We start from the raw sequence: 22,349 nt of genomic DNA, 5'->3' as shown, positions 1-22,349 counted from the left end.
CCGCGCGATCAGGGCCGCTCCGGCGCGATCTGCTCGGCCCAGTCGTACAAGGCGGCGAGGATCTCCTCGCCGCGCTCGTCCGCGGTGTCGCTGAGCGCGTCGATGCGCTCCAGGAAGTCCGCCACCGTCATCGCGCCGCCCGCGCCTTCGTGCAGCCGCTGCAAGCAGTGCTGCGCCCAGCGCTCGCGCTCGTCGTCCGCGAGCGTCTCCGGGAAGTTGCGCGCGCGATAGCGGAACAGCAGTTCCTCCAGTCGCCCATCGTCGAAGCCGGTCCTGCGCGCGGCCAGTCGATCGGGCGGCAACTCGCGCAGCCGCTGCAGCCGGCCGCGATCGGCATGGCCGACGAAGCCGCCGTAGAGGTCCTCGTCGACGTCGATCGCCGAGGTCGGCGCCGGGCGCTCGAACACGTCGGCCCAGCGGCCGGCCAGCTGCGACGCGCCGCTTGCCGCCGCCTGTGCATGTCGCGTCGCCTGCGCGAGGTCGACGCCCCAGCGTTCGGCCATGGCCGGGTTCAGCGCCTTCAGGTTGCCGACGACGACGGGGGACTTGTTGAGGTGGATGGTCTTGATGGGCAGACGCGGCACGCCTTCGGGCAGCGCATCGGCGCGGCTGAACAGGCGCGCGCGGATCGTCTCGGCGTCGAGCGCAAAGAGTTCCTGCGGGTCGGCGGCGAGGTCCCAGACGATCAGCTCGTTCTTGTTGGTCGGGTGCGGCGCCAGCGGCCACACCACCGCCAAGCAGCCGCGCTCCGGCGCGTACATGCCCGACACGTGCAGGAACGGCCGGTCGCTGCCGATCTCGGCGAGCACCGCCTCCTTGCGACGAAGCCTCAGGCAGAACTCCCACAGCCGCGGCTGCCGCTGGCGGATCAAGCGCGCCAGTGCGATGGTGGCGCGCACGTCGGACAACGCATCGTGCGCCGCCTCGTGCGCGAGGCCGTTGGCGGCGGTCAGGTGCTCCAGCCTGAACGAGGCCTTGCCCTCGTCATTCACCGGCCACTCGATGCCCTCGGGCCGCAGTGCGCGCGTGCAGCGCACCACGTCGAGCAGGTCCCAGCGGCCGCAGCCGTTCTGCCACTCGCGCGCGTAGGGATCGATGAGGTTGCGCCAGAACAGGAAGCGCGTCACCTCGTCGTCGAAGCGGATCGAGTTGTAGCCCACTCCCACCGTGCCGGGCTTCGCGAGCTGCGCCTCGATGGCGGCGGCGAAGGCATGCTCGGGGATGCCATGTTCGAGGCAGTGCTGCGGCGTGATGCCGGTGAGCAGGCAGGATTCGGGGTCGGGCAGCGCATCGGTGGGCGGCCGGCAATGCAGCATCACCGGCTCGTCGACCTCGTTGAGCTCGGCGTCGGTGCGGACACCGGCGAACTGCGCCGGCCGGTCGCGGCGCGGCACGCGGCCGAAGGTCTCGTAGTCGTGCCAGAAGAACGAGAAGTCGGCGCCGGGATCGCTCATCCCGGCACGATACCCCAGCCGCTGCCCGCGCCTGCTGCCTACTTCCTGCCGCGGGGTTTGGCCGTGCCGCCCTGCGCCAGCGCGTCGGACATGCCGATCAGCACGCCGCTGACCAGCGCCGCGTAGCTCTCGGCCAGCGTCTGCGCCGCCTTCAGGCTCGCGGCGCGGCTGTCGCGCATGGCCGTCTGCATCTGCTGGACGAACTGTTCGGCGGTGGTCGCTGCCTTGGCGCCGGACAGCGTGCCGCCGGCCTGCATCTTCTCCAGCACCGGCGCCCATTGCGACGCCGCCTGCGTGCCGGCCGATTCGGCGGCCTTCTTCACCGCGCCGATGAAGCTGTCCTCCATCGCCTCCAGGTCGGTGAGCGCCTTTTTCAGATTCTTCTCGCGCAGGTCCGCGCCCTGGTTGACGAACTGCTGCAGTGCCACGCGGTTGGCCTCCACCGCCTTGAGCAGCGCCTCGTCCATGCCGACCACCGCCTTGTCGAGCAGATCTTCGACGTCGATGTCGGGCATCTTGTTCTGTGCCGCGCCGGCGGAGGCGGCTTGCGCCACCGTCTTGAGCACCGAGCGGATGTTCTTCAGGCTGAGCTCGCGGCCCTGCAGCGCGGCGAGCGTCGCCTGGGTCACGCCCTTGCGCACCTGGTCGGTGGCGCCGGAGCTGGCGTTGGCGAACATCTGGATCAAGGCGTCCTGGTCGATGCCGGACTTCTGCATGGCGAGTCTCCTGGTGGTTCTTCGGGGGTGGTGGGACGAGCGCCGGAATGCTGTCACCAAATGCGGCGCGGCGCCAGAGGCCGGCGTCATCGAACGCGCACTGAATCTGGTTATGCTGTGGGCCCCTTTCCCGCCCCTGCTCCGGAGACCCGTTCCATGACCCGCGTTTTCAACTTCAGCGCCGGCCCGGCTGCCCTGCCCGAGCCCGTGCTGCGCCAGGCCGCCGAAGAGATGCTCGACTGGCAGGGCTCGGGCATGTCGGTGATGGAGATGAGCCACCGGGGCAAGGAGTTCATCGCCATCCATGCCGAGGCGACGGCGCTGCTGCGCGAGCTGCTCGCCGTGCCGGAGAACTACCGCATCCTCTTCCTGCAGGGCGGCGCGATCGGCGAGAACGCCATCGTGCCGATGAACCTGCTGCGCGGCAGGACGAGCGCCGACTACATCGACACCGGCGAATGGTCGAAGAAGTCGATCCAGGAAGCAGGAAAGTACTGCACGGTGAACGTGGCCGCCAGCGCCAAGGACACGAACTACACCAGCATCCCGAGCCGGGCGACCTGGAAGCTCGACCCGAACGCCGCCTACGTGCACATCTGCGCCAACGAGACGATCGGCGGCGTCGAGTACCACTTCACGCCCGACGTGGGCGAGGTGCCGCTGGTGGCCGACGTGTCCAGCAACATCCTCTCGCGACCGCTGGACGTCACCCGGTACGGCCTGCTCTACGGCGGTGCGCAGAAGAACATCGGCCCGGCCGGCCTGACCATCGTCATCGTGCGCGACGACCTGCTCGGCCGCGCCCTGCCGATCACGCCCTCGGCCTTCGACTACCAGCTGCAGGCCGAGGCCGACTCGATGCTCAACACGCCGCCCACCTACGCGATCTACGTCGCCGGGCTGGTGTTCAAGTGGATCAAGGCGCAGGGCGGCCTGAGTGCGATGGAGGCACACAACCGCACCAAGGCAGCGATCCTCTATGACTACCTCGACAGCCAGGACTTCTATTCGAGCCCGGTCGCCCGCGACTGCCGTTCGCTGATGAACGTACCCTTCAAGCTGCAGGACGCCACGCTCGACGATGCCTTCCTCAAGGGGGCGCAGGCGCGCGGCATGGTGCAGCTCAAGGGCCACCGCTCGGTGGGCGGCATGCGCGCCTCGATTTACAACGCCATGCCGATCGAGGGCGTGAAGGCCCTGGTGGACTACATGAGGGAGTTCGAGGCGAGTCATGGCTGACGCACCGGCACCCCTGAAGATCCTGGTGCTCAACCAGGTCTCGGCCAGCGGCCTGTCGCGGCTGCCGGCCGGGCGCTACCTGACGGGCAAGGACCTGGAGCGGCCCGACGCCATCCTGCTGCGCTCGGCCGACCTGCACGGCCGCGAGATCCCGGCCAGCGTGCGCGCCGTCGGCCGCGCCGGCGCCGGTGTCAACAACATCCCCGTCGCCGCGCTCAGCGCGCGCGGCGTGCCGGTCTTCAACACGCCGGGTGCGAACGCCAACGCGGTGAAGGAACTGGTGCTCGCCGGCATGCTGCTCGCCGCGCGCCACCTGAGCGCGGCACTGGACTTCGTGCGCACGCTCGACCCCTCGGCGCCCGGACTCGAGCAGCGCGTCGAGGACGGCAAGAAGGCCTTCGCCGGCCGCGAACTGGCCGGCCAGACGCTGGGCGTGATCGGCCTGGGCAAGGTCGGTTCGCTGGTGGCCGACGCGGCGATCAAGCTCGGCATGGAGGTGATCGGCTTCGACCCAGAGATCTCCATCGACGCCGCCTGGCGCCTGCCCGCGCAGGTCGGCCGCGCGCACAGCGTGGCCGAGGTGCTGCGGCGCGCGGATTTCGTGACGCTGCACGTGCCGCTGCTGCCGGCCACGCGCCACCTGGTCGACGCCGACAAGCTCGGCCAGATGAAGCGCCACGGCGTGCTGCTGAACTTCTCGCGCGACGGCGTGGTCGACGACGCCGCCGTGCTCGGCGCGCTGCAGCGCGGCGCGCTCGGCCACTACGTGAGCGACTTCCCCAGCGCCGCGCTGCACGGCCAGCCCCGCGTGACCGCGCTGCCCCACCTCGGGGCCTCCACCCGCGAGGCGGAGGAGAACTGCGCGGTGATGGTGGTCGACCAGCTGCGCGACTTCCTCGAACATGGCAACGTGGCCCACGCGGTGAATTTCCCCGCCGTGGCCATGGCGCGCGAATCGGCCTACCGTGTGGCGATCGCCAACGCCAACGTGCCCAACATGCTCGGCCAGATCTCCACCGCGATGGCGCGTGCCGGGCTGAACATCCACAACATGGTCAACAAGTCGCGCGGCGAGATGGCCTACACCCTGGTCGACGTCGACAGCCCGGTGGCCGACGCCGTGCTGGCCGACATCGGCTCGATCGAGGGCGTGCTCTCGGTGCGCTACCTGCCAACGGTCACCTAGGAAACTCATGACTGCCCATCCCTTCGCCTCGACACTCCGCAACTTCAGGACGGCCTCGGGCAGGGAGGGTCGCTGCTTCTCGCTGCCCGCGCTGGCGACGCGGCATCCTGCGGTGAGCCGCCTGCCGGTGTCGATCCGCATCGTGCTGGAGTCCGTGCTGCGCAACTGCGACGGCAGGAAGGTCACGCCGGAGCATGTCGCCCAGCTGGCGAACTGGAGGCCCAACGCCGAGCGCAGCGACGAGATCCCCTTCGTCGTCGCCCGCGTGGTGCTGCAGGACTTCACCGGCGTGCCGCTGCTGGCCGACCTGGCGGCGATGCGCAACGTCGCCGCCGCGATGGGCAAGAACCCGAAGGCGATCGAGCCGCTGGTGCCGGTCGACCTCGTCGTCGACCACTCGGTGATGGTCGACCACTACGGCAACAAGCACGCCCTCGACCTGAACATGAAGCTCGAGTTCGAGCGCAACCGCGAGCGCTACGAGTTCATGAAGTGGGGCATGCAGGCCTTCGACACCTTCGGCGTGGTGCCGCCGGGCTTCGGCATCGTGCACCAGGTCAACCTCGAGTACCTCGCGCGCGGCGTGCACCGGCGCGGCGACGGCGTGTGCTACCCCGACACGCTGGTCGGCACCGACAGCCACACGACGATGATCAACGGCATCGGCGTGGTCGGTTGGGGCGTGGGTGGCATCGAGGCCGAGGCCGGCATGCTCGGCCAGCCGGTGTACTTCCTGACGCCCGACGTGGTCGGCTTCGAGCTCACCGGCCGGCTTCGCGAGGGCGTCACCGCCACCGACCTGGTGCTCACCGTCACCGAGATCCTGCGCAAGCACAAGGTGGTCGGCAAGTTCGTCGAGTTCTTTGGCGAAGGCACGCGCACGCTCGCCCTGCCCGACCGCGCCACCATCGCCAACATGGCGCCGGAGTACGGTGCGACGATGGGCTTCTTCCCGGTCGACGAGCGCACCGTCGAGTATTTCAAGGGCACCGGGCGCAAGAAGAGCGAGATCGAGGCCTTCGAGGCCTACTTCAAGGCGCAGGGCCTGTTCGGCGTGGCCCAGGCCGGCGAGATCGACTACAGCCAGGTGGTGACGCTCGACCTCGGCACGGTCGCCCCCAGCCTGGCCGGGCCGAAGCGGCCGCAGGACCGCATCGAGATCGGCCAGGTGAAGACAAAGTTCGGCGAGTTGTTCAGCGCGCCGGTGGCCGCCAACGGATTCAACCAGCCGGCCGGGAGGCTCGATGCGCCGGTCACCACCGCCAGCGGCATCACGCTGCACCACGGCGACGTGCTGATCGCCGCCATCACCTCCTGCACCAACACCAGCAACCCGGGCGTGCTGCTCGCCGCCGGTCTGCTGGCCAAGAAGGCGGTGAACGCCGGGCTGACGGTGAAGCCGCACGTCAAGACCTCGCTCGCGCCGGGCTCGCGCATCGTCACCGAATACCTCGAAAAGGCCGGCCTGTTGCCCTACCTGGAGAAGCTCGGCTTCTACCTCGCCGGCTACGGCTGCACCACCTGCATCGGCAACGCCGGCGACCTGGCAGCGGAGATCAACGAGGCGATCACCGGCAACGACCTCGTCTGCGCCGCCGTGCTGTCGGGCAACCGCAACTTCGAGGCGCGCATCCATCCGAACCTGAAGGCCAACTTCCTCGCCAGCCCGCCGTTGGTGGTGGCCTACGCGATCGCCGGCAACGTGATGCGCGACCTGATGACCGAGCCGGTAGGCACCGGCACGAACGGCCGCGCGGTCTACCTCGGCGACATCTGGCCGACGAGCGACGAGGTCCACGCGCTGATGAAGTACGCCATGGACGGCCAGGCCTTCAAGGCGAACTACGAGAAGGTCAGGAGCCAGCCGGGCCAGCTGTGGAACGCGATCGAGGGCACGAGCGGCCAGGTCTACGACTGGCCCGCCTCGACCTACATCGCCAGGCCGCCCTTCTTCGACGGCTTCACGCCCGAGCCGAAGCCGGTGAGCCTGAAGATCGAGGGCGCGCGCATCATGGCCCTGTTCGGCGACTCGATCACCACCGACCACATCTCGCCGGCGGGCGCCATCAAGGAGAGTTCGCCGGCCGGACAGTGGCTGAAGGCGCACGGCGTGATGAAGGCCGACTTCAACAGCTACGGCTCGCGGCGCGGCCACCACGAGGTGATGGTGCGCGGCACCTTCGCCAACGTGCGCATCAAGAACCTGATGATCCCGCCGCTGGCCGACGGCTCGCGCGAGGAAGGCGGCGTGACGCTGCTGCAGCCCGCGCCGAGAGGCGGCGCCTCCGTCGCCGCCGGCGAGAAGTTGCCCATCTACGACGCGGCGATGAAGTACATGGCCTCGGGCACGCCGACGGTGATCTTCGGCGGCGAGGAGTACGGCACCGGCTCGTCGCGCGACTGGGCGGCCAAGGGCACGCAGCTGCTGGGCATCCGGGCGGTGGTGGCGAGGAGCTTCGAGCGCATCCACCGCAGCAATCTCGTCGGCATGGGCGTGCTGCCGCTGCAGTTCAAGGGCGGCGACTCGTGGGAAGCGCTGGGGCTGACCGGCGGCGAGCTGATCGACATCGACCTCGGCGCCGAGCTCAGGCCGCAGGCCGATGCCTCACTGGTGATCCATCGCGCCGACGGCTCGACGCAACGCGTGGCGCTGACGCTGCGCATCGACACGCCGATCGAGGTGGACTACTACCTGCACGGCGGCATCCTGCCGTTCGTGCTGCGGCAGCTGCTGGCCTGAGCTACCAGCTCGCCTCGCGCTCCGGCGTCGCGCCGATCCTGTGGATGGACAGGTCGGCGCCGTCGTGTTCCTCTTCGGGCGTGAGGCGCAGCGAGGTCACGGCGCGGATGCCGCCGTAGACGACCACGCCGCCGAGCAGCGCCCAGGCGACGCCGGCCAGGGTGCCGATCAGCTGCGCGAGCAGGCCGACGCCACCCAGGCCGCCGAGCGCCTGTTGCCCGAAGATGCCGCAGGCGATGCCGCCCCAGGCGCCGCACAGGCCGTGCAGCGGCCAGACACCGAGCACATCGTCGATCTTCCAGCGGTTCTGCGTCAGCGTGAACAGCACGACGAAGATCGCGCCGGCCACGCCCCCCGTGACCAGCGCGCCGGCCGGGTGCATCACGTCGGACCCCGCGCACACCGCCACCAGCCCGGCCAGCGGCCCGTTGTAGGCGAAGCCGGGGTCGTTCTTGCCGAGCAGCACCGCCACGAGCGTGCCGCCGACCATGGCCATCAGCGAGTTCACCGCCACCAGTCCGGAGATCTTGTCGATGGTCTGCGCGCTCATCACGTTGAAGCCGAACCAGCCCACGGCCAGCACCCAGGCGCCGAGCGCGAGGAAGGGAATGCTCGAGGGCGGGTGCGCGCTCATGCCGCCGTCCTTGCGGTAGCGGTTGGCACGGGCGCCCAGCAGCAGCACCGCAGCCAGGCCGATCCAGCCGCCCACCGCGTGCACCACCACGCTGCCGGCGAAATCGTGGAAGGCGACGCCCGCCACCGATTCGATCCAGCCCTGCAGGCCAAAGCGTCCGCCCCACACCGCGCCCTCGAACAGCGGGTAGATCGCGCCGACGACCACCGCGGTGGCGAACAGCTGCGGGCCGAAGCGCGCGCGCTCGGCGATGCCGCCGGAGACGATGGCCGGGATCGCCGCCGCGAAGGTGAGCAGGAAGAAGAACTTCACCAGTTCGTAGCCATTCTTCGCCGCCAGCGTCTCGGCGCCGGCGAAGAAGCTCATGCCATAGGCCACCGTGTAGCCGACGAAGAAGTAGGCGATCGTCGAGACGGCGAAGTCGACGAGGATCTTCACCAGCGCATTGACCTGGTTCTTCTTGCGCACCGTGCCGAGTTCCAGGAACGCGAAGCCGGCGTGCATCGCCAGCACCATGATCGCGCCCAGCAGAATGAACAGGGCGTCGGTACCCTGCTTGACCTGATCCATGCGGTGGCTCCTCGTGCGTTCTTGTCGTGCCTGTCGCACCGAGAACGGACGAAGGCGCACCAGGACAGCAAGTGTCATGCCTTGATTGGTGCAGGCAGAGCGCACTGCTTCGGTGATTCTTTGATCCGATTTGCATTCTTCTGGTGCGCTCGAGCACGAAGTGCGTGCGCGCGCGGGGCTGGTTATGCTGGGGCGCCATGGCCGAACCATTCAAGAATCTGCTCAATCCGGACACCGTGGGCTGGCTGCGCCGGCACCTGCAACGCGCCTGGCCGGCCTTCGACGGCCAGCGCTTCGAGGCGCTGGCGCGGCCGGGTCTGGAGGACCTGGAGCTGAAGGCCCGCGCGCAGCACCTGTGCGCGGCGCTGGAGGCCACACTGCCGGCGGACTTCGAGGCCGCTGCCGCCGTCATCGAGGCCAGCCTGGCGCCGCTGCGGGGCGACGAGGAACTCGGCGAGCTGCGCCCCGGCGACGCCGGGCTCGCCGGATGGACGGTCTGGCCGCTGACCGAGTTCGTGGCACGCCGGGGCCTGGCCGCACCCGAGCGCGCCTTGCGCGTGCTGCATGCGCTGACGCAGCGCTTCACCGCCGAGTGGGCAGTCCGCCCGTTCCTCGTCGCGCATCCGGCGCTGACCTTCGCCACGCTGGCGCGCTGGGCCCGCGATCCGAGCCCGCACGTGCGGCGGCTGGTCAGCGAAGGCAGCCGGCCACGCCTGCCCTGGGGCATGCGGCTCAAGGCGCTGATCGCCGACCCCTCGCCGACGCTGCCGCTGCTCGAAGTGCTGCAGGACGACCCCAGCGACTACGTGCGCCGCAGCGTCGCCAACCACCTCAACGACATCGCCAAGGACCACCCTTCGCTGGTGGCCAACTGGGTCGAGCGCCACCTGAGCAGCGCGACGGCCGAGCGCCGCGCCCTGCTCAAGCACGCCAGCCGCACGCTGATCAAGCAGGGCGACGCGCGCATGCTCACGCTGTGGGGGCTGGGGCAGCGCTTCGCCGGCGCGGCGAGCCTGAGCGTGGCGCCGAAGCGCATCGCCGTGGGCGACAGCGTCGAACTCCGGCTCGCGCTGAGCTCGACGGCCCGGCGCACGCAGAAACTGGCGATCGACTACGCGGTGCATCACGTCAAGGCCAACGGCGAGGCGCGCCCCAAGGTGTTCAAGGGCTGGGTGATCGATCTCGCGGCGGGCGAGTCGCGCACGCTGGTCAAGCGCCACTCGATGCGCGAGGTGACGACGCGCCGCTACCACGCGGGGCGGCACGAGGTCGACATGCGCATCAACGGCCGGGTGGTCGCCGCAGCGACCTTCGAGCTGCGCCTGTGAACCAGGCCGGGGCCGGGCTCAGCCGAACAGCTGCGACCAGTCGGTAGCGTCGAAGCCGACGCGCAGCGTGTCGCCGCGCACCAGCACCGGCCGGCGGATCACGCTCGGCTGCTCGATCATCAGCGCGAGCGCGCTGCGCGCGTCGGTCACCGCGGCCTGGCGCGCCGGGTCGAGCTTGCGCCAGGTCGTGCCCTGGCGATTGAGCAGCTTCTCCCAGCCCAGCGCACCGATCCACGCCTCGAGCTCGGCGCGCGGCACGCCCTGCTTCCGGTAGTCGTGGAAGACGGCGTCGACGCCCTGCCCGGCGAGCCAGGCGCGCGCCTTCTTGACGGTGTCGCAGTTCGGGATGCCGTAGAGGACGGTGTTCATCGGTGGCGCAGGATACCGATGAGCGGCTTGTCGACGTCGTCGCACAAGGGGTCGGGACCGTAGCCGGTGTCCTCGACGATGCCGGCCCGGCTCAGGCCGACCTGGAACCACTGGCAGAACGGGCTGCGGTAGCGGTACGACCAGACCGTCTGCTTCGTCCAGCCAGTGTGGCCGATGTTCGACGGCCGCCCGATGGCGCGCAGCACCTCGTCGCGCGTCATGCCGGCGGTGATGGTGGCGAAGCTGGCCTCGTTGAGCACCTGGGTGGCCGAACGCAGACGGCCCTGCGCATCGACGTCGAGCATCCAGGTCTCGCTGCCGTAGGGGCCGCGGGCGTACTCGAGGCGCTGCGCGCCGTCGGCCAGCGCGTGGCGGCCGGTCGGCTCGCCGAGATGGGCGCGGATCGCCTCGGCGCTCGCGCCGGGTGCGAGCTGCGCCGGGTTGCTCATGTTGACGCAGCCGGCGGCGAGCGCGCCGAGCAGCACGATGATCGAGCGACGAACCATGGGGGAGACGATAGCGGAAGTCCCGCCGCCGCGGACGAAGGCGCTGCCTAGAATCCCTGCCCATGTCCACGCTTCCCCCCTACGCACAGGCCCTCGGCCACGGCGTCCACGCGATCGACACCGGCTTCCACCGCCCGCTGTTCGATGCCGCCTACCTGATCGTCGAGAACGGCCGCGCCGCCTTCGTCGACACCGGCACCAACCACGCCGTGCCGCGGCTGCTGGGCACGCTCGAAGCCCTGGGGCTGAAGCCGGATCAGGTGGACTTCGTCATCCCCACCCACGTGCACCTCGACCACGCCGGCGGCGTCGGGTTGCTGATGCAGCAGCTGCCGAACGCGTCCGCCATCGTGCACCCGCGCGGCGCGCGCCACATGATCGACCCCGCCGCGCTGGTGGCGGGCGCCACGGCCGTCTACGGCGAGGCCGAGATGGAGCGCTCGTACGGACGCATCGTCGGCGTGAGCGCGCAGCGCGTGCGCGAGTCGGCCGACGGCATGGTGATCGAACTCGCCGGCCGGCCGCTGCAGTTCCTCGACACCCCCGGCCATGCGCGCCACCACCACTGCGTGTGGGACGCGCGCAGCCGCGGCTTCTTTACCGGGGACACCTTCGGCCTGAGCTACCGCGAGTTCGACACCGCGGTCGGCCCCTGGCTGCTGCCCACCACCACGCCGGTGCAGTTCGAGCCGGAGAAGCTGCGCGAGTCGGTGCAGCGGCTGCTGTCCTTCCAGCCCGAGTGCATGTACCTGACGCACTTCGGCCGCATCACGGAGGTGCAGCGGCTCGGCGCCGAGTTCCTCGAGCAGCTCGAGCAGATGGTGGCGCTGGGCCGCGCGCTGCGCGCCGCGCCGCAACGCCATGCCGCGATCAAGCAGGGCCTGCTGCGGCAGTACCAGGCGCGCGTGGCCGCGCACGGCTGCCGGCTCGCGCCCGGCGAGGTCGAGCGGCTGCTGGCCATGGACATCGAGCTGAACGCGCAGGGCATGGGCATCTGGCTCGACAGGGAGGCCGCATGAGCAGCGTGAACTTCGGCCTGGCCGGCCGGGTCGCCATCGTCACCGGCGCGTCGCAGGGCATCGGCGAGGCCTGCGCGAGGCGGCTCGCGGCCGACGGCGCGGCGGTGTCGCTGTGGGACGTCGACGCACCGCGCGGCGAGGCGCTGGCCGCGACGCTGCGCGCGAACGGCGCCGCCGTTTCGTTCCAGCGCTGCGACGTGTCGCGCAAGGCCGAGGTCGACGCCGCGCTGGCCGCCGCGCTGCAGGCCCATGGCCGCATCGACGCGCTGGTCAACAACGCAGGCATCTTCAAGGCCGCGGACTTCCTCGACATCAGCGAAGCCGACTGGGACGCCGTGATCGCGGTGAACCTGAAGGGCGCCTTCCTCGTCGCGCAGGCGGTGGCACGCTGCATGGCCGGCAGCGGCGGCGGCGCGATCGTCAACATGAGCTCGGTGAACGGCGTGATGGCGATCCCGAGCATCGCCAGCTACAACGTCAGCAAGGGCGGCGTGGATCAGCTCACCCGCGTGATGGCGCTGGCCCTGGCCGACCGCGGCATCCGCGTCAACGCCGTGGCGCCGGGCACCATCGCCACCGAGCTGGCGAAGAACGCGGTGCTCGGCAGCGAGGAGGCGAAGGCGCGCATCATGAGCCGCACGCCGATGCGGCGGCTGGGCGAGCCGGGCGAGATCGCCGACGTGGTGGCCTTTCTGCTCAGCGATGCGTCCAGCTACCTCACCGGCGAAATCGTCTACGCCGACGGCGGGCGGCGTGTGCTCAACTACACCGTCTGATCCTTCCTGGAGCCGACATGACCGATGCCGATCCGACGACCCTGCAAGGCGGCTGCCTGTGCGGCCGCGTGCGCTACGAAGTGACGCCCGAATCGGACGAGGGCTACTACTGCCACTGCCGCATGTGCCAGCTCGCCTTCGGCAACACGCGCGTGCCCTTCCTCAACGTGCCCAAGGCGTCGGTGCGCTGGCTGACCGAGCCGCCGAAGCACTACGCCTCGTCGAGCTTCGCGCTGCGCGGCTTCTGCCCGGACTGCGGCACGCCGCTGTCCTTCGAATACCGCGAGTCGGCGCGCATGGACCTCTCGGTGGGCAGCCTCGACGAGCCCTCGCGCGTCAGGCCGGTGTCGCACTTCGCCATCGAGACGCGCATCGCCGCGTGGCATGCCGACGACGGCCTGCCCGGCACGCGGCTCGACGAGCACCAGCGCCTGATGCAGCGCTGGAAGGACGCCTACGGCGAGGGCGTGGTGCCCGGCATCGCGGCCACGCGCGGCGCGTGACTCAGGCCGCCACCGCGCGCGGCGGCAGTTCCTTCTCGCGGATCGGCAGGTGCAGCAGCGCCGCGCCGGCGGCGAGCACGATGTCCGTGTACCACATCCAGTCGTAGGCGCCGGTGGCCTCGAAGGCCTTGCCGCCCAGCCAGGCGCCGAGGAAGCCGCCGACTTGGTGCGACAGCATGACGATGCCGAACAGCGTGGCCATGTGCGCGGGGCCGAAGAACTTCGCCACCAGCCCGGCCGTCGGCGGCACGGTGGACAGGAAGGTCAGGCCCATCACGGCGGCGAACAGCAGCATCACTGCCGTGCTCTTCGGCGCCAGCACGAAGGCCAGCACGGCCACCGCGCGCGTCGCGTAGACCAGCGAGAGCAGTGACTTCATGCGCCAGCGGCCGACCGCCCAGCCCATCGCGAAGCTGCCGACGATGTTGAACAGGCCGATCATCGCCAGCGACCACGCGCCCACCTGCGGCGGCAACCCGCAGGAGGCCACCACGCCGGGCAGGTGGGTGGCGAGGAAGGCGACGTGGAAGCCGCAGACGAAGAAGCCGCCGGCGAGCAGCCGGTAGCTGCGGTCGCCCAGCGCGCGGGAAATCGCCTCGCGCGTGCCCTCCCGCTTCGCCGGCGCCGCGCCGGACCCCTGCACCTGCACCGCGTTGCCGCGCAGCACCCAGGCGGCGGGCAGCGCCAGCAGCGTGATCACGGCCAGGCTCTGCAGCGCGGCCGCCCAGCCGGCGGCGGCGGTGATGCCCTGGGCGATCGGCGCGAAGAGGAACTGGCCGAAGGAACCCCCTGCATTGACGATGCCGCTGGCCATGCCGCGCCTGTCGGGCGGCACGAGGCGCGTGGTGGCCGCCATCAGCACCGAGGGCCCGGCCATCCCGGCGCCGCCGGCGGCGAGCACACCGATGGCGAACACCAGCCCGGCGGTGCTGGTCATGAAGGGGATCAGCGCCGTGCCCAGCGCGACGAGCAGCACGCCGGCCAGCAGCACGCGGCCGGCGCCGATGCGGTCCGCCACCATGCCGGCAAAGGGCTGGGTGAGACCCCACCACAACTGGCCGAAGGCGAAGGCGAGGCTGATGCTTGCCAGGCCGAGCCCGGTGGCGGTGTTCAGCGGGCCGAGGAACAGACCCATCGACTGGCGCGCGCCCATGGTCAGCGCGAAGGTGCCGCCGGCGGCCAGCAGCACCAGGGCCACCGGCGGCAGCGCGCGGCGCACGGCGTCATTCATCGTCGGTCTCCGGTTCGTCGAGGACGGCCAGGCAGTCGTCGAGCAGCGCGTGCAGCGCCGCCACGCGCTCGCTGCCGAGCCTGGCGTTGAGCGCCAACTGCGCCTGCTTCCAGGCCCGCTGGCCCTCGGCCCGCTTGGCGCGACCGGCGTCGGTGGCCACCACCGAGCGGCTGCGTGCATCGTCGCCAGGGCCCTGCTCCACCCAGCCGGCAGCGATCAGCGGCTGCAGGTTTCGCGTCAGCGTGGAGGCGCCGAGCTTCATGCGCGCCGCCAGTTCGCCGGGACGGATGGGCCCGAGCAGCACCACGTGCGAGAGCAGCGAGTACTGCGTGTTCTTGAGTCCCGTGGGCGTCACATAGGCGTCGTAGTGGCGCGTGACGGCACGGCTGAGCTGTCGCAGCTTCAGGTTGGTGCAGCCCTGCGGCTTGACGCCATCGCTCATGCTGATTATTGTATCTGCAATTATTGCAACTGCAACGACTGGAGTGCGAATGAACAAGACGAGTGAGGCCGAGGCCACCCTGGCACGCTGGCAGGCCGACGGCGAAGCGGCGCGCGCGCGGCGTGGCGAGATCGGCGTCGCTCGGCCCGAGCAGGTGGCCGGGCTGTCGGGCATGCAGGTGTTCGAGGCCATGATGGCCGGCCGCCTGCCGGCGCCGCCGATCGGCATCACGCTCGACTTCCTGCTCGTGCACGTCGAGCCCGGCGTCGCGGTGTTCCAGGGCAGGCCCGGCTTCGCGCACTACAACCCGCTGGGCACGGTGCACGGCGGCTGGTTCGCCACGCTGCTCGACTCGGCGGTGGGCTGCGCGGTGCACTCCTCGCTGCCCGCCGGCAAGGCCTACACCACGCTGGAGCTGAAGATCAACATCGTGCGTGCGCTGACCGACAAGGTGCCGCTGGTGCGCGCCGAGGGCCGCGTGGTGCATGGCGGCAACCAGGTGGCCACCGCCGAAGGCCGGCTGATCGGGCCGGACGGCAAGCTGTACGCGCACGCCACGACCACCTGCCTGGTCTTCGACACCCGCCGCTAGAACCGCCTACTGCCCGGCCCGGGTCAGCGAGCGCAGGAACCACAGCCCGACCGCCGGGCCGACGGCCAGCCAGGGCAGCACGCTGCCCAGCGGCCAGACCGCCGCCATCGCCGCGAACAGCGTGATGGTGCCCACCGAGATGGTGAAGCCGATCGCGTTGACGAAGGTGAGCACGCTGCCGACCATCGCGCGCGGCGCGTTGGCGGCGGTCAGCGCGCTGAACTGCGGTGAGTCGCCCGAGACGGTGGCACCCCACCACAGCAGCCACACCCCCCACAGCAGCAGCGGCGCATCGAGCATCCACGGCGCGAGCAGGCCGCACAAGCCGCTGCTGGCGAGTTGGAAGCCAGCGACGCGCGCGCCGCCGACGCGCCGCACCAGCGCGCCGCCGATCACGCAGGCGACGCCGCCTGCCGCCATCGTCGCGGCCACCCACCAGGACGAGGCCGCCCCCACGAAGCGCGTGGCGACGATCGCCGGGATGAGCACGAAGAAGGCGTAGAGCTCCCACATGTGGCCGAAGTAGCCGAAGGCCGAAGCGCGCACCTGGCGGTCGTGCCAGATCACGCCGAGCGCGCGTGGCGTGATGCGCGCCGCCGGCGCGAGGTGCGGCCCGTCGGGCACGAGCAGGTACATCAGCACGCCGCCGCCCGCGGCCACCGCGGCCACGGCCAGCATCACCGCCTGCCACGGCCACTGCGCGCCGAGCGCACGCAGCGCGAAGGGCAAGGCGCTGCCGAACACCAGCGCGCCGACCAGCACGCCCAGCGCCCAGCCCAGCCCCTGGGCGAACCAGCCGGCCGCGATCTTCATGCCCACCGGGTAGATGCCGGCCAGCGCGACGCCGGTGGCGAAGCGCAACACCAGCAGCAGCGACAACTGCGGCGGCAGCAGCGCGGTGGCAGCGGCCAGCGCGCCGGCGAGCAGCGCGCAGACGAGGAAGACCTTGCGCGGCGAGAAGCGGTCGGCGATCGACAGCAGCGCGAAGACGAAGGTGCCGACGATGAAGCCGATCTGCACCGCCGCCGTCAGCCAGCCGATCGCGGCCGCGGGCAGCGCGACGTCGTGCTGCAGGTCGGCCATCACCGCGTTGATGGCAAACCAGACCGAGGTGCCCGCGAACTGCGAGATCGCGATGACGGGCAGGATGCGCCTGGGGACGGCGCTCACCGTGCCGGCCTTCTGAACACCAGCCGGTCCGCCGTGGAGACGCGCGCGTCGAAGCGGTAGCCGTCCTCGTCGAAGCTGGTGAGCGCCTGCGGCGTCTGCAGGCGGTTCACGATCGCGTGGCGCGCCATCATGCCGCGCGCCCGCTTGGCGAAGAAGCTGACGATTCTGTAGGCGCCACCGCCCTGGCCTTCCTCGAACACGCACTCGACCACGCGCGCCTTCAGCGCCGGGCGCAGTGCGGCGCGCGAATACTCCTGCGAGGCGAGGTTGACGACCACCGGCTCACCTTCGCCGCGCTGGCGCCTGTTCAGGTACTGCGCGAGCGTGTCACCCCAGAATTCGTAGAGGCTGCGGCCGCGTTCGCTGGCCAGCGCCGTGCCCATCTCGAGGCGGTAGGGCTGCAGCCGGTCGAGCGGCCGCAGCACGCCGTACAGGCCGGAGAGGATGACGACGTGCTCCTGCGCCCAGGCGAGGTCGTCGACGGCGAGCGTGCCGGCCTGCAGGCCTTCGTAGACATCGCCCGCGAAGGCGAGCAGCGCGGGGCGACTGTTCTTCGTCGTGTTGCGCTTCGACCAGGCCGCATAACGCGCCACGTTGAGGGCGGCGAGTTCGTCGGAGAGGTCCATCAGCTTCGCCACCTGCAGCGGCGTCTTCGCCTTCATCACCTCGATCAGCGCGGCCGCCTCGCCCATCAGCCGCGGCGTGGTGGCGAGCGCGGCCACCTCGGGCGGCACGGGGCTCTCGTAGTCGAGGCGCTTGGCGGGGGACAGCAGGTACAGCATCGGCGGGGGTGGTTCCGGTCGGGCAAAGCGCGCATCTTGCCATTGGCCGCACGGCTCGACGGAAGTCGCGGCTGCGCGTATCACCTGAAGTCGCGGCTGCGCGCGACCAATCCCGCCAGCAGCGGGCTGTGGTCGATCAGCTTCATGGCGACGAGGTGCATCACCTCGCCCTCGCGCTGCCACTGGCCGTAGACGGTGAGCAGCCGCGTACCGAGCAGTTCGCGCCGGTGCGCCTCGAACACCCTGGGCCAGACGATCACGTTGACCACGCCGGTCTCGTCTTCCAGCGTGACGAAGGTGGTGCCCTTGGCCGTCTCGGGGCGCTGGCGGTGCGTGACCAGGCCGCTGGCGCGCGCGAGGCGCCCGTGCGGGTAGGTCTTCAGCACCGCCGCTGGCTGCACCTTGAACTGCGCGAGCTCCTCGCGCAGCAGGCCGATGGGATGACGTTGCAGCGACAGGCCCAGCGCGCGGTAGTCGGCCAGGGTGTCCTCCACCGCCGAGGGCGGTGCGAGCTCGGCGCGCCGCTCGTGCACGCGCGTGTCGCGCAGCATCGGCGTGGCGCGCGTGTCGACGCCGGCCACGGCCCAGGCGGCCTGGTGGCGGTGGCCGGCCAATCCGCGCAGCGCGTCGGCCTGCGCGAGGGCCTGCAGGTCGCGGGCGTTGAGCGCGGCACGACGGGCGAGGTCCTCGACGCTGGCGAAGGGGCCGCCGTCGCGGGCCGCGACGATGCGCCCGGCCGCCTCCAGGGACAGACCGCCGACACGGTCGAGGCCGAGCCGCACCGGCACCGATTGCTCACCGACCGGCCCGCTCAATCCTTCCAGCACCGAGTTCACTTCGCTGACGCCCACGTCGACCGGCCGCACCTCCACGCCGTGCGCGCGTGCGTCGCGCACCAGCTGCGCCGGGGCGTAGAAGCCCAGCGGCTGGCTGTTCAGCAGCGCGGCGAGGAAGGCATCGGGATGGTGGCGCTTGATCCAGCAGCTGACGTAGACCAGCAGCGCGAAGCCGGCGGCATGGCTCTCGGGAAAGCCGTACTCGCCGAAGCCCTCGATCTGCTTGAAGATGCGCTCGGCGTAGTCGCGCTCGTAGCCCTTCTCGACCATGCGGCCGACCAGCCGGTCGTGGAACGGCCCCAGCCCGCCCTTGCGCTTCCAGGCCGCCATCGCGCGGCGCAGCGCGTCGGCCTCGCCGGGCGTGAAGTCGGCGGCGATCATCGCGATCTGCATCACCTGCTCCTGGAAGATCGGCACGCCCTTGGTCCGCTGCAACGCGGGGCGCAGCGCCTTCGGGTAGTCGATCTGATCGTCGCTCAGGTTCCGGTTCTTCAGGTAGGGATGCACCATGCCGCCCTGGATGGGCCCGGGCCGCACGATCGCCACCTCGACCACCAGGTCGTAGTAGGTGCGCGGCCGCAGGCGCGGCAGCATGCTCATCTGCGCGCGGCTCTCGATCTGGAACACGCCCACGGTGTCGGCGGCGCAGATCATGTCGTAGGTGGCCCGATCGTCGCGCGGCACCTGCTGCATCCCGAACGGCCGGCCGAGCTTGCGCGCGATGTCGGCCAGCGATCGCCGCAGCGCGCTCAACATGCCCAGCGCGAGGATGTCGACCTTGATGAGCCCGAGCGCGTCGAGGTCGTCCTTGTCCCATTGCACCACGCTGCGCCCCGGCATGGCGGCGTTCTCCACCGGCACCAGCTGCTCGATCTGGTCGCGCGCGATGACGAAGCCGCCGGGGTGCTGCGAGAGGTGGCGCGGGAAGCCGATCAGCTGCTGCGTGAGTTCCACCCACTGGCGCACGATGGGCGATTCGGGGTCGAAGCCGTTCTCGCGCAGCCGCTCGGCGCTGATGCTGCGCCCATCGAACCACTGCTGGCCCTTGGCGACGGCGTCGATGCGCTGCGGGTCGATGCCCAGCGCGCGGCCGACGTCGCGCACCGCGCTGCGCGGGCGGTAGCTGATCACCACCGCGGTGAGCGCGGCACGGTGGCGGCCGTACTTGCCGTAGATGTACTGGATGACCTCCTCGCGGCGCTGGTGCTCGAAGTCGATGTCGATGTCCGGCGGCTCGTTGCGCTCGGCGCTGATGAAGCGCTCGAACAGCAGCGTGGCCTCGCGCGGGCTGACCTCGGTGACGCCGAGGCAGTAGCACACCACCGAGTTGGCCGCGCTGCCGCGGCCCTGGCAGAGGATGCCCTGCGCGCGCGCCCACTGCACGATGTCGGCCACGGTGAGGAAATAGGGCTCGTAGCCGAGCTGGGCGACCAGCGCGAGCTCGTGCTCGATGCGCTGCAGCGCGTCGGCACGCGCCGCCTCGGCGCCGGGCTCGGCCAGCGGCCCGTCGAGCGGGAAGCGGCGCTCCACGCCTTCCATCACCCGCGTGCGCAGCCAGGAGGCCGGCGTGTGGCCCTCGGGCACGATCTCGCGCGGGTACTCGTAGCGCAGTTCGGCCAGCGAGAAGCTGCAGCGTGCGGCGAAGGCCAGCGTGTTCTCCAGCCATTCCGGCTCGTACAGCGCCGCCAGGCGCATGCGCGAGCGCAGGTGCTGCTCGGCGTTGGGCGCGAGCGCGAGGCCGCACTGCGACACCGGCCGGTTCAGCCGCGTGGCGACGAGCGTGTCCTGCAGCGCCTTGCGCGAGCGCACGTGCATCAGCACGTCGCCGGCGGCGACGACGGGCAGTCCGGTGAGCTGCGCGACGCGCTTGACCATCGCGCGCAGCGCCTCGTCGCCGGCGCGGTGCAGCAGCTCGAGGGCGATGCCGGCGCGGTCGATGCCGAACCAGGTCTTCAGCCACATCGCCTGCGCGAACACGGCCTCGAAGCCCTGCGCCGCATCGGGCACCAGCAGCGCCAGGCATCCGGGCAGCCCGGCGAGGAAGGGTGCGTGGGGCACGCGGCCTTCGACATCGGACGGATGCGCGAGGTACTCGCCCTTGGGCGCACGACGCCGCGCCACGGTGACCCAGTGCGACAGGTTGCCGTAGCCGCGGCGCGTCTGCGCCAGCAGCACCAGGCGCGCATGCGGCGCCGGCGCGGCACTGCCTCCCGCGGCGGGCAGCGTGAGCTGCATCTGCGCGCCGACGATCAGGTGCAGGCCGCACGCGCGCGCCTGCCCGTGCGCGCGCACCACGCCGGCGAGCGAGCATTCGTCGGTGAGGGCGAGCGCAGCGTAGCCGAGCGCGTGCGCGCGGCGCACCAGCTCGTCGGGCTGCGAGGCGCCGCTCAGGAAGCTGAAGCTGCTGCGGCAGTGGAGCTCGGCGTAGCCCGGCAGGGTCGTGCGGCGTCGCATGGCGATGGTTGCTCGGCCGGCAAGTGCCACGCCGGCGGATCGGGCTCGCGCGCGTAGCGGCCGGCGCCGGCAGGCCACTGCGGCGCGCCGGCCGGTGCCGCCGGCGTGGCGGCCACGGGCATGTGCAGCTGGTCGAGCGGGCTGCGCACGGCGCCGCCGCCGAGCTTGAGCACATGGGTGTAGATCATGGTGGTGCTGACATCGGCGTGGCCGAGCAGCTCCTGCACAGTGCGGATGTCGTAGCCCGACTGCAGCAGGTGCGTCGCGAAGGAATGGCGCAGCGTGTGCGGCGTGGCGGGCCTGGCGATGCCGGCCTCGTGCAGCGCACGCTTGAAGGCGCGCTGGAAGCCCTGGTCGAACAGGTGGTGGCGGCGCAGCGGCGGCGGTGCTTGGCCGTCCCCGGCGGCGTGGCCGAGCGGGCGCTCGCGCGGATCGGTCGAGAGCGTGGCCTGCGGGAAGACCCAGAACCAGGCCCAGGACTCGGCCGCGCGCGGGTACTTGCGCACCAGCGCATGCGGCAGGTTCACCCCGGCGACGCCGGCCGCGCGGTCGGCCGCCCACAGGCGATGGGCCTCGGCCAGCTGCGCGCGCAACGGCGCCTCGAGCGCGGCCGGCAACATCACGACGCGGTCCTTGCCGCCCTTGCCTTCGCGCACGACGATGGCGCGGCGCTCGAAGTCGATGTCCTTCACACGCAGGCGCAGCCCTTCCATCAGGCGCAGGCCGGTGCCGTAGAGCAGCTGCGCGAACAGCTGCAGCACCGGCCACGGCGCCATCGCCGCGAGCAGGCGCGACACCTCGTCGTGCGACATCACCACCGGCAGGCGCGGCTGGCGCTGCGGGCGGCCGATCTCGTCCATCCACGGCACGCGCTGGTTCAGCACCTTCTGGTAGAGGAACAGCAGCGCCGACAGCGCCTGCTTGTGGGTGGACGGCGAGACCTGGCGCTCCGAGGCCAGCCAGGCCAGGAAGGCCTCCACCTCGGCGCCCGACAGCTCCGCCGGATGGCGCAGCCCGTGGAAGCGGATGAAGGCGCGCACCCAGTGCACATAGGCCTGCTCGGTGCGCAGGCTGTAGTGCATGTAGCGCACCTGCATGCGCAGGAGGTCGAGGAGGCGGGGCGAGCTCGACGAGGCGGGTCTCGGATGGTTCATGCGCCACTCCAGATTGATTCATTGACTGTATGTTTGTACAGTATCCCTGTTTCGGCACTCTCGGCAACCCCCGACCGGACTCGGCGACACCCCCTGCGCCGCCGATGCCCCCGCACGATTGCCCGTGAGGCTTGGAGAGGAAATGCAGATACCGCAGCCCCGAAGGAAGACTGCCACCGCGCTCAGCGCCTGGTGGCGGGTGGCCAAGACCATGCAGCCGGGTGAACGCGGCGCCATCCGGCTGATGCGCCAATACGGAGACCAGCTGGTGTGTGTTCGCTACCGGCAAAGTGGAACGGGGGAGGAGCGTCTCACCACAGTGGAACTCATCATCGAGCGAACCGTCATCCGCAAGCGCTGCGACGAGATCGTCTCATTCAAGATCAAGGACAGCGAGTCCGCGCTGCGCCGAGAGGCATTGCGGCGGGGCGCACGGTTCGACTCGAAGACCAGACTGTGGCGGCTTCCACGCCACGAAGTACTCAGTCTGGGACTGCGTCATCGCATTGCCCTTCCCGTCGAGCAGTTGCTCCGCGAAGAAGAGTCCATAGGAAGGAACGCGTTCCTAGATATGGCAAAGTGAGGTCGAAATCACGTTAGGCGTCACATTGAGGCGCCGAGTCATGCGGCGCTGGCCTTCCAATCCGG

The 22,349-nt window shown here is 70.8% G+C and carries 19 protein-coding genes and 1 pseudogene; 9 read left to right on the top strand and 11 right to left on the bottom strand.

The window, feature by feature from the left end:
• Nucleotides 1-8 precede the first annotated feature (8 nt).
• Nucleotides 9-1,454 (bottom strand): exodeoxyribonuclease I, encoded by a 1,446-nt coding sequence (sbcB, locus tag Q0599_RS21835; RefSeq protein ID WP_298834440.1) that lies wholly within the window; start codon nt 1,452-1,454, stop codon nt 9-11.
• Between the two features lie 38 nt (nt 1,455-1,492).
• Nucleotides 1,493-2,170 carry a DUF6781 family protein gene (locus Q0599_RS21830; RefSeq protein ID WP_298834437.1) on the bottom strand — a complete coding sequence of 226 codons (678 nt, stop codon included), beginning with the start codon at nt 2,168-2,170 and terminating at the stop codon, nt 1,493-1,495.
• A gap of 156 nt (nt 2,171-2,326) precedes the next feature.
• Between Q0599_RS21830 and serC the strand changes: the two genes are divergently transcribed.
• The 3 genes from serC to acnA are packed head-to-tail and all read left to right on the top strand — an operon-like array spanning nt 2,327 to nt 7,335.
• Nucleotides 2,327-3,409 (top strand): 3-phosphoserine/phosphohydroxythreonine transaminase, encoded by a 1,083-nt coding sequence (serC, locus tag Q0599_RS21825; RefSeq protein ID WP_298834434.1) that lies wholly within the window; start codon nt 2,327-2,329, stop codon nt 3,407-3,409.
• Complete coding sequence (locus Q0599_RS21820) at nt 3,402-4,595, top strand: phosphoglycerate dehydrogenase (protein ID WP_298834432.1); 1,194 nt, start codon at nt 3,402-3,404, stop codon at nt 4,593-4,595. Before serC ends, Q0599_RS21820 begins: the two co-directional genes overlap by 8 nt.
• A gap of 7 nt (nt 4,596-4,602) precedes the next feature.
• Nucleotides 4,603-7,335 carry an aconitate hydratase AcnA gene (acnA, locus tag Q0599_RS21815; RefSeq protein WP_298834429.1) on the top strand — a complete coding sequence of 911 codons (2,733 nt, stop codon included), beginning with the start codon at nt 4,603-4,605 and terminating at the stop codon, nt 7,333-7,335.
• A gap of 1 nt (nt 7,336) precedes the next feature.
• On the opposite strand, the gene Q0599_RS21810 is transcribed toward acnA, so the two are convergent.
• Nucleotides 7,337-8,539, bottom strand: coding sequence for an ammonium transporter (locus tag Q0599_RS21810; RefSeq protein WP_298834426.1), 1,203 nt, complete (start codon nt 8,537-8,539; stop codon nt 7,337-7,339).
• A 197-nt stretch (nt 8,540-8,736) separates the two neighbouring features.
• Here Q0599_RS21810 and Q0599_RS21805 point away from each other — a divergent pair, with 197 nt between their 5' ends.
• Nucleotides 8,737-9,867 carry a DNA alkylation repair protein gene (locus tag Q0599_RS21805; protein ID WP_298834423.1) on the top strand — a complete coding sequence of 377 codons (1,131 nt, stop codon included), beginning with the start codon at nt 8,737-8,739 and terminating at the stop codon, nt 9,865-9,867.
• Nucleotides 9,868-9,885: 18 nt separating this feature from the next.
• Here the strand turns inward: Q0599_RS21805 and Q0599_RS21800 are convergent, their stop codons facing one another.
• On the bottom strand, nt 9,886-10,236 hold the full coding sequence (locus Q0599_RS21800; protein ID WP_298834420.1) for an ArsC family reductase: 351 nt from the start codon (nt 10,234-10,236) through the stop codon (nt 9,886-9,888).
• Nucleotides 10,233-10,742, bottom strand: coding sequence for a hypothetical protein (locus Q0599_RS21795; protein WP_298834418.1), 510 nt, complete (start codon nt 10,740-10,742; stop codon nt 10,233-10,235). The genes Q0599_RS21800 and Q0599_RS21795 overlap by 4 nt, the downstream gene beginning before the upstream one ends.
• Nucleotides 10,743-10,804: 62 nt before the next feature.
• On the opposite strand from Q0599_RS21795, the gene Q0599_RS21790 reads away from it, so the two are divergent.
• The 3 genes from Q0599_RS21790 to Q0599_RS21780 are packed head-to-tail and all read left to right on the top strand — an operon-like array spanning nt 10,805 to nt 13,040.
• Entirely contained in the window at nt 10,805-11,761 is a 957-nt protein-coding gene (locus tag Q0599_RS21790; RefSeq protein WP_298834415.1) for an MBL fold metallo-hydrolase, read from the top strand.
• Nucleotides 11,758-12,537: an SDR family NAD(P)-dependent oxidoreductase gene (locus Q0599_RS21785; protein WP_298834412.1), complete on the top strand. Its 780-nt coding sequence runs from the start codon at nt 11,758-11,760 to the stop codon at nt 12,535-12,537. Before Q0599_RS21790 ends, Q0599_RS21785 begins: the two co-directional genes overlap by 4 nt.
• 17 nt (nt 12,538-12,554) lie before the next feature.
• Entirely contained in the window at nt 12,555-13,040 is a 486-nt protein-coding gene (locus Q0599_RS21780; protein WP_298834409.1) for a GFA family protein, read from the top strand.
• A gap of 1 nt (nt 13,041) precedes the next feature.
• Here the strand turns inward: Q0599_RS21780 and Q0599_RS21775 are convergent, their stop codons facing one another.
• Together Q0599_RS21775 and Q0599_RS21770 are read right to left on the bottom strand one after the other, a co-directional pair.
• Nucleotides 13,042-14,271, bottom strand: a complete 1,230-nt coding sequence (locus tag Q0599_RS21775; protein WP_298834407.1) for an MFS transporter — start codon at nt 14,269-14,271, stop codon at nt 13,042-13,044.
• Entirely contained in the window at nt 14,264-14,713 is a 450-nt protein-coding gene (locus Q0599_RS21770; RefSeq protein WP_298834404.1) for a MarR family winged helix-turn-helix transcriptional regulator, read from the bottom strand. Before Q0599_RS21770 ends, Q0599_RS21775 begins: the two co-directional genes overlap by 8 nt.
• A gap of 49 nt (nt 14,714-14,762) precedes the next feature.
• Between Q0599_RS21770 and Q0599_RS21765 the strand changes: the two genes are divergently transcribed.
• On the top strand, nt 14,763-15,305 hold the full coding sequence (locus Q0599_RS21765) for a PaaI family thioesterase (RefSeq protein ID WP_298834401.1): 543 nt from the start codon (nt 14,763-14,765) through the stop codon (nt 15,303-15,305).
• Between the two features lie 6 nt (nt 15,306-15,311).
• Here the strand turns inward: Q0599_RS21765 and Q0599_RS21760 are convergent, their stop codons facing one another.
• The 4 genes and pseudogenes from Q0599_RS21760 to Q0599_RS21745 all read right to left on the bottom strand — a co-directional run.
• Nucleotides 15,312-16,475: an MFS transporter gene (locus Q0599_RS21760; protein ID WP_298834399.1), complete on the bottom strand. Its 1,164-nt coding sequence runs from the start codon at nt 16,473-16,475 to the stop codon at nt 15,312-15,314.
• A complete protein-coding gene (gene yaaA, locus Q0599_RS21755) occupies nt 16,472-17,257 on the bottom strand; it encodes a peroxide stress protein YaaA (protein ID WP_298834397.1) in 786 nt (261 codons plus the stop codon). Before yaaA ends, Q0599_RS21760 begins: the two co-directional genes overlap by 4 nt.
• Before the next feature lie 80 nt (nt 17,258-17,337).
• Nucleotides 17,338-20,547: an error-prone DNA polymerase gene (locus Q0599_RS21750; protein ID WP_298834395.1), complete on the bottom strand. Its 3,210-nt coding sequence runs from the start codon at nt 20,545-20,547 to the stop codon at nt 17,338-17,340.
• 131 nt (nt 20,548-20,678) lie between these two features.
• Nucleotides 20,679-21,701 (bottom strand): annotated as a pseudogene (locus Q0599_RS21745) (integron integrase); the annotation flags it as partial.
• A gap of 142 nt (nt 21,702-21,843) precedes the next feature.
• On the opposite strand from Q0599_RS21745, the gene Q0599_RS21740 reads away from it, so the two are divergent.
• Entirely contained in the window at nt 21,844-22,284 is a 441-nt protein-coding gene (locus Q0599_RS21740) for a hypothetical protein (RefSeq protein WP_298834392.1), read from the top strand.
• Nucleotides 22,285-22,349 lie beyond the last annotated feature (65 nt).

It is taken from the genome of uncultured Piscinibacter sp., assembly GCF_937952055.1.
In the GTDB taxonomy this organism is placed as follows: domain Bacteria; phylum Pseudomonadota; class Gammaproteobacteria; order Burkholderiales; family Burkholderiaceae_C; genus Piscinibacter.
This window is presented reverse-complemented; position numbering and strand designations above follow the sequence as displayed.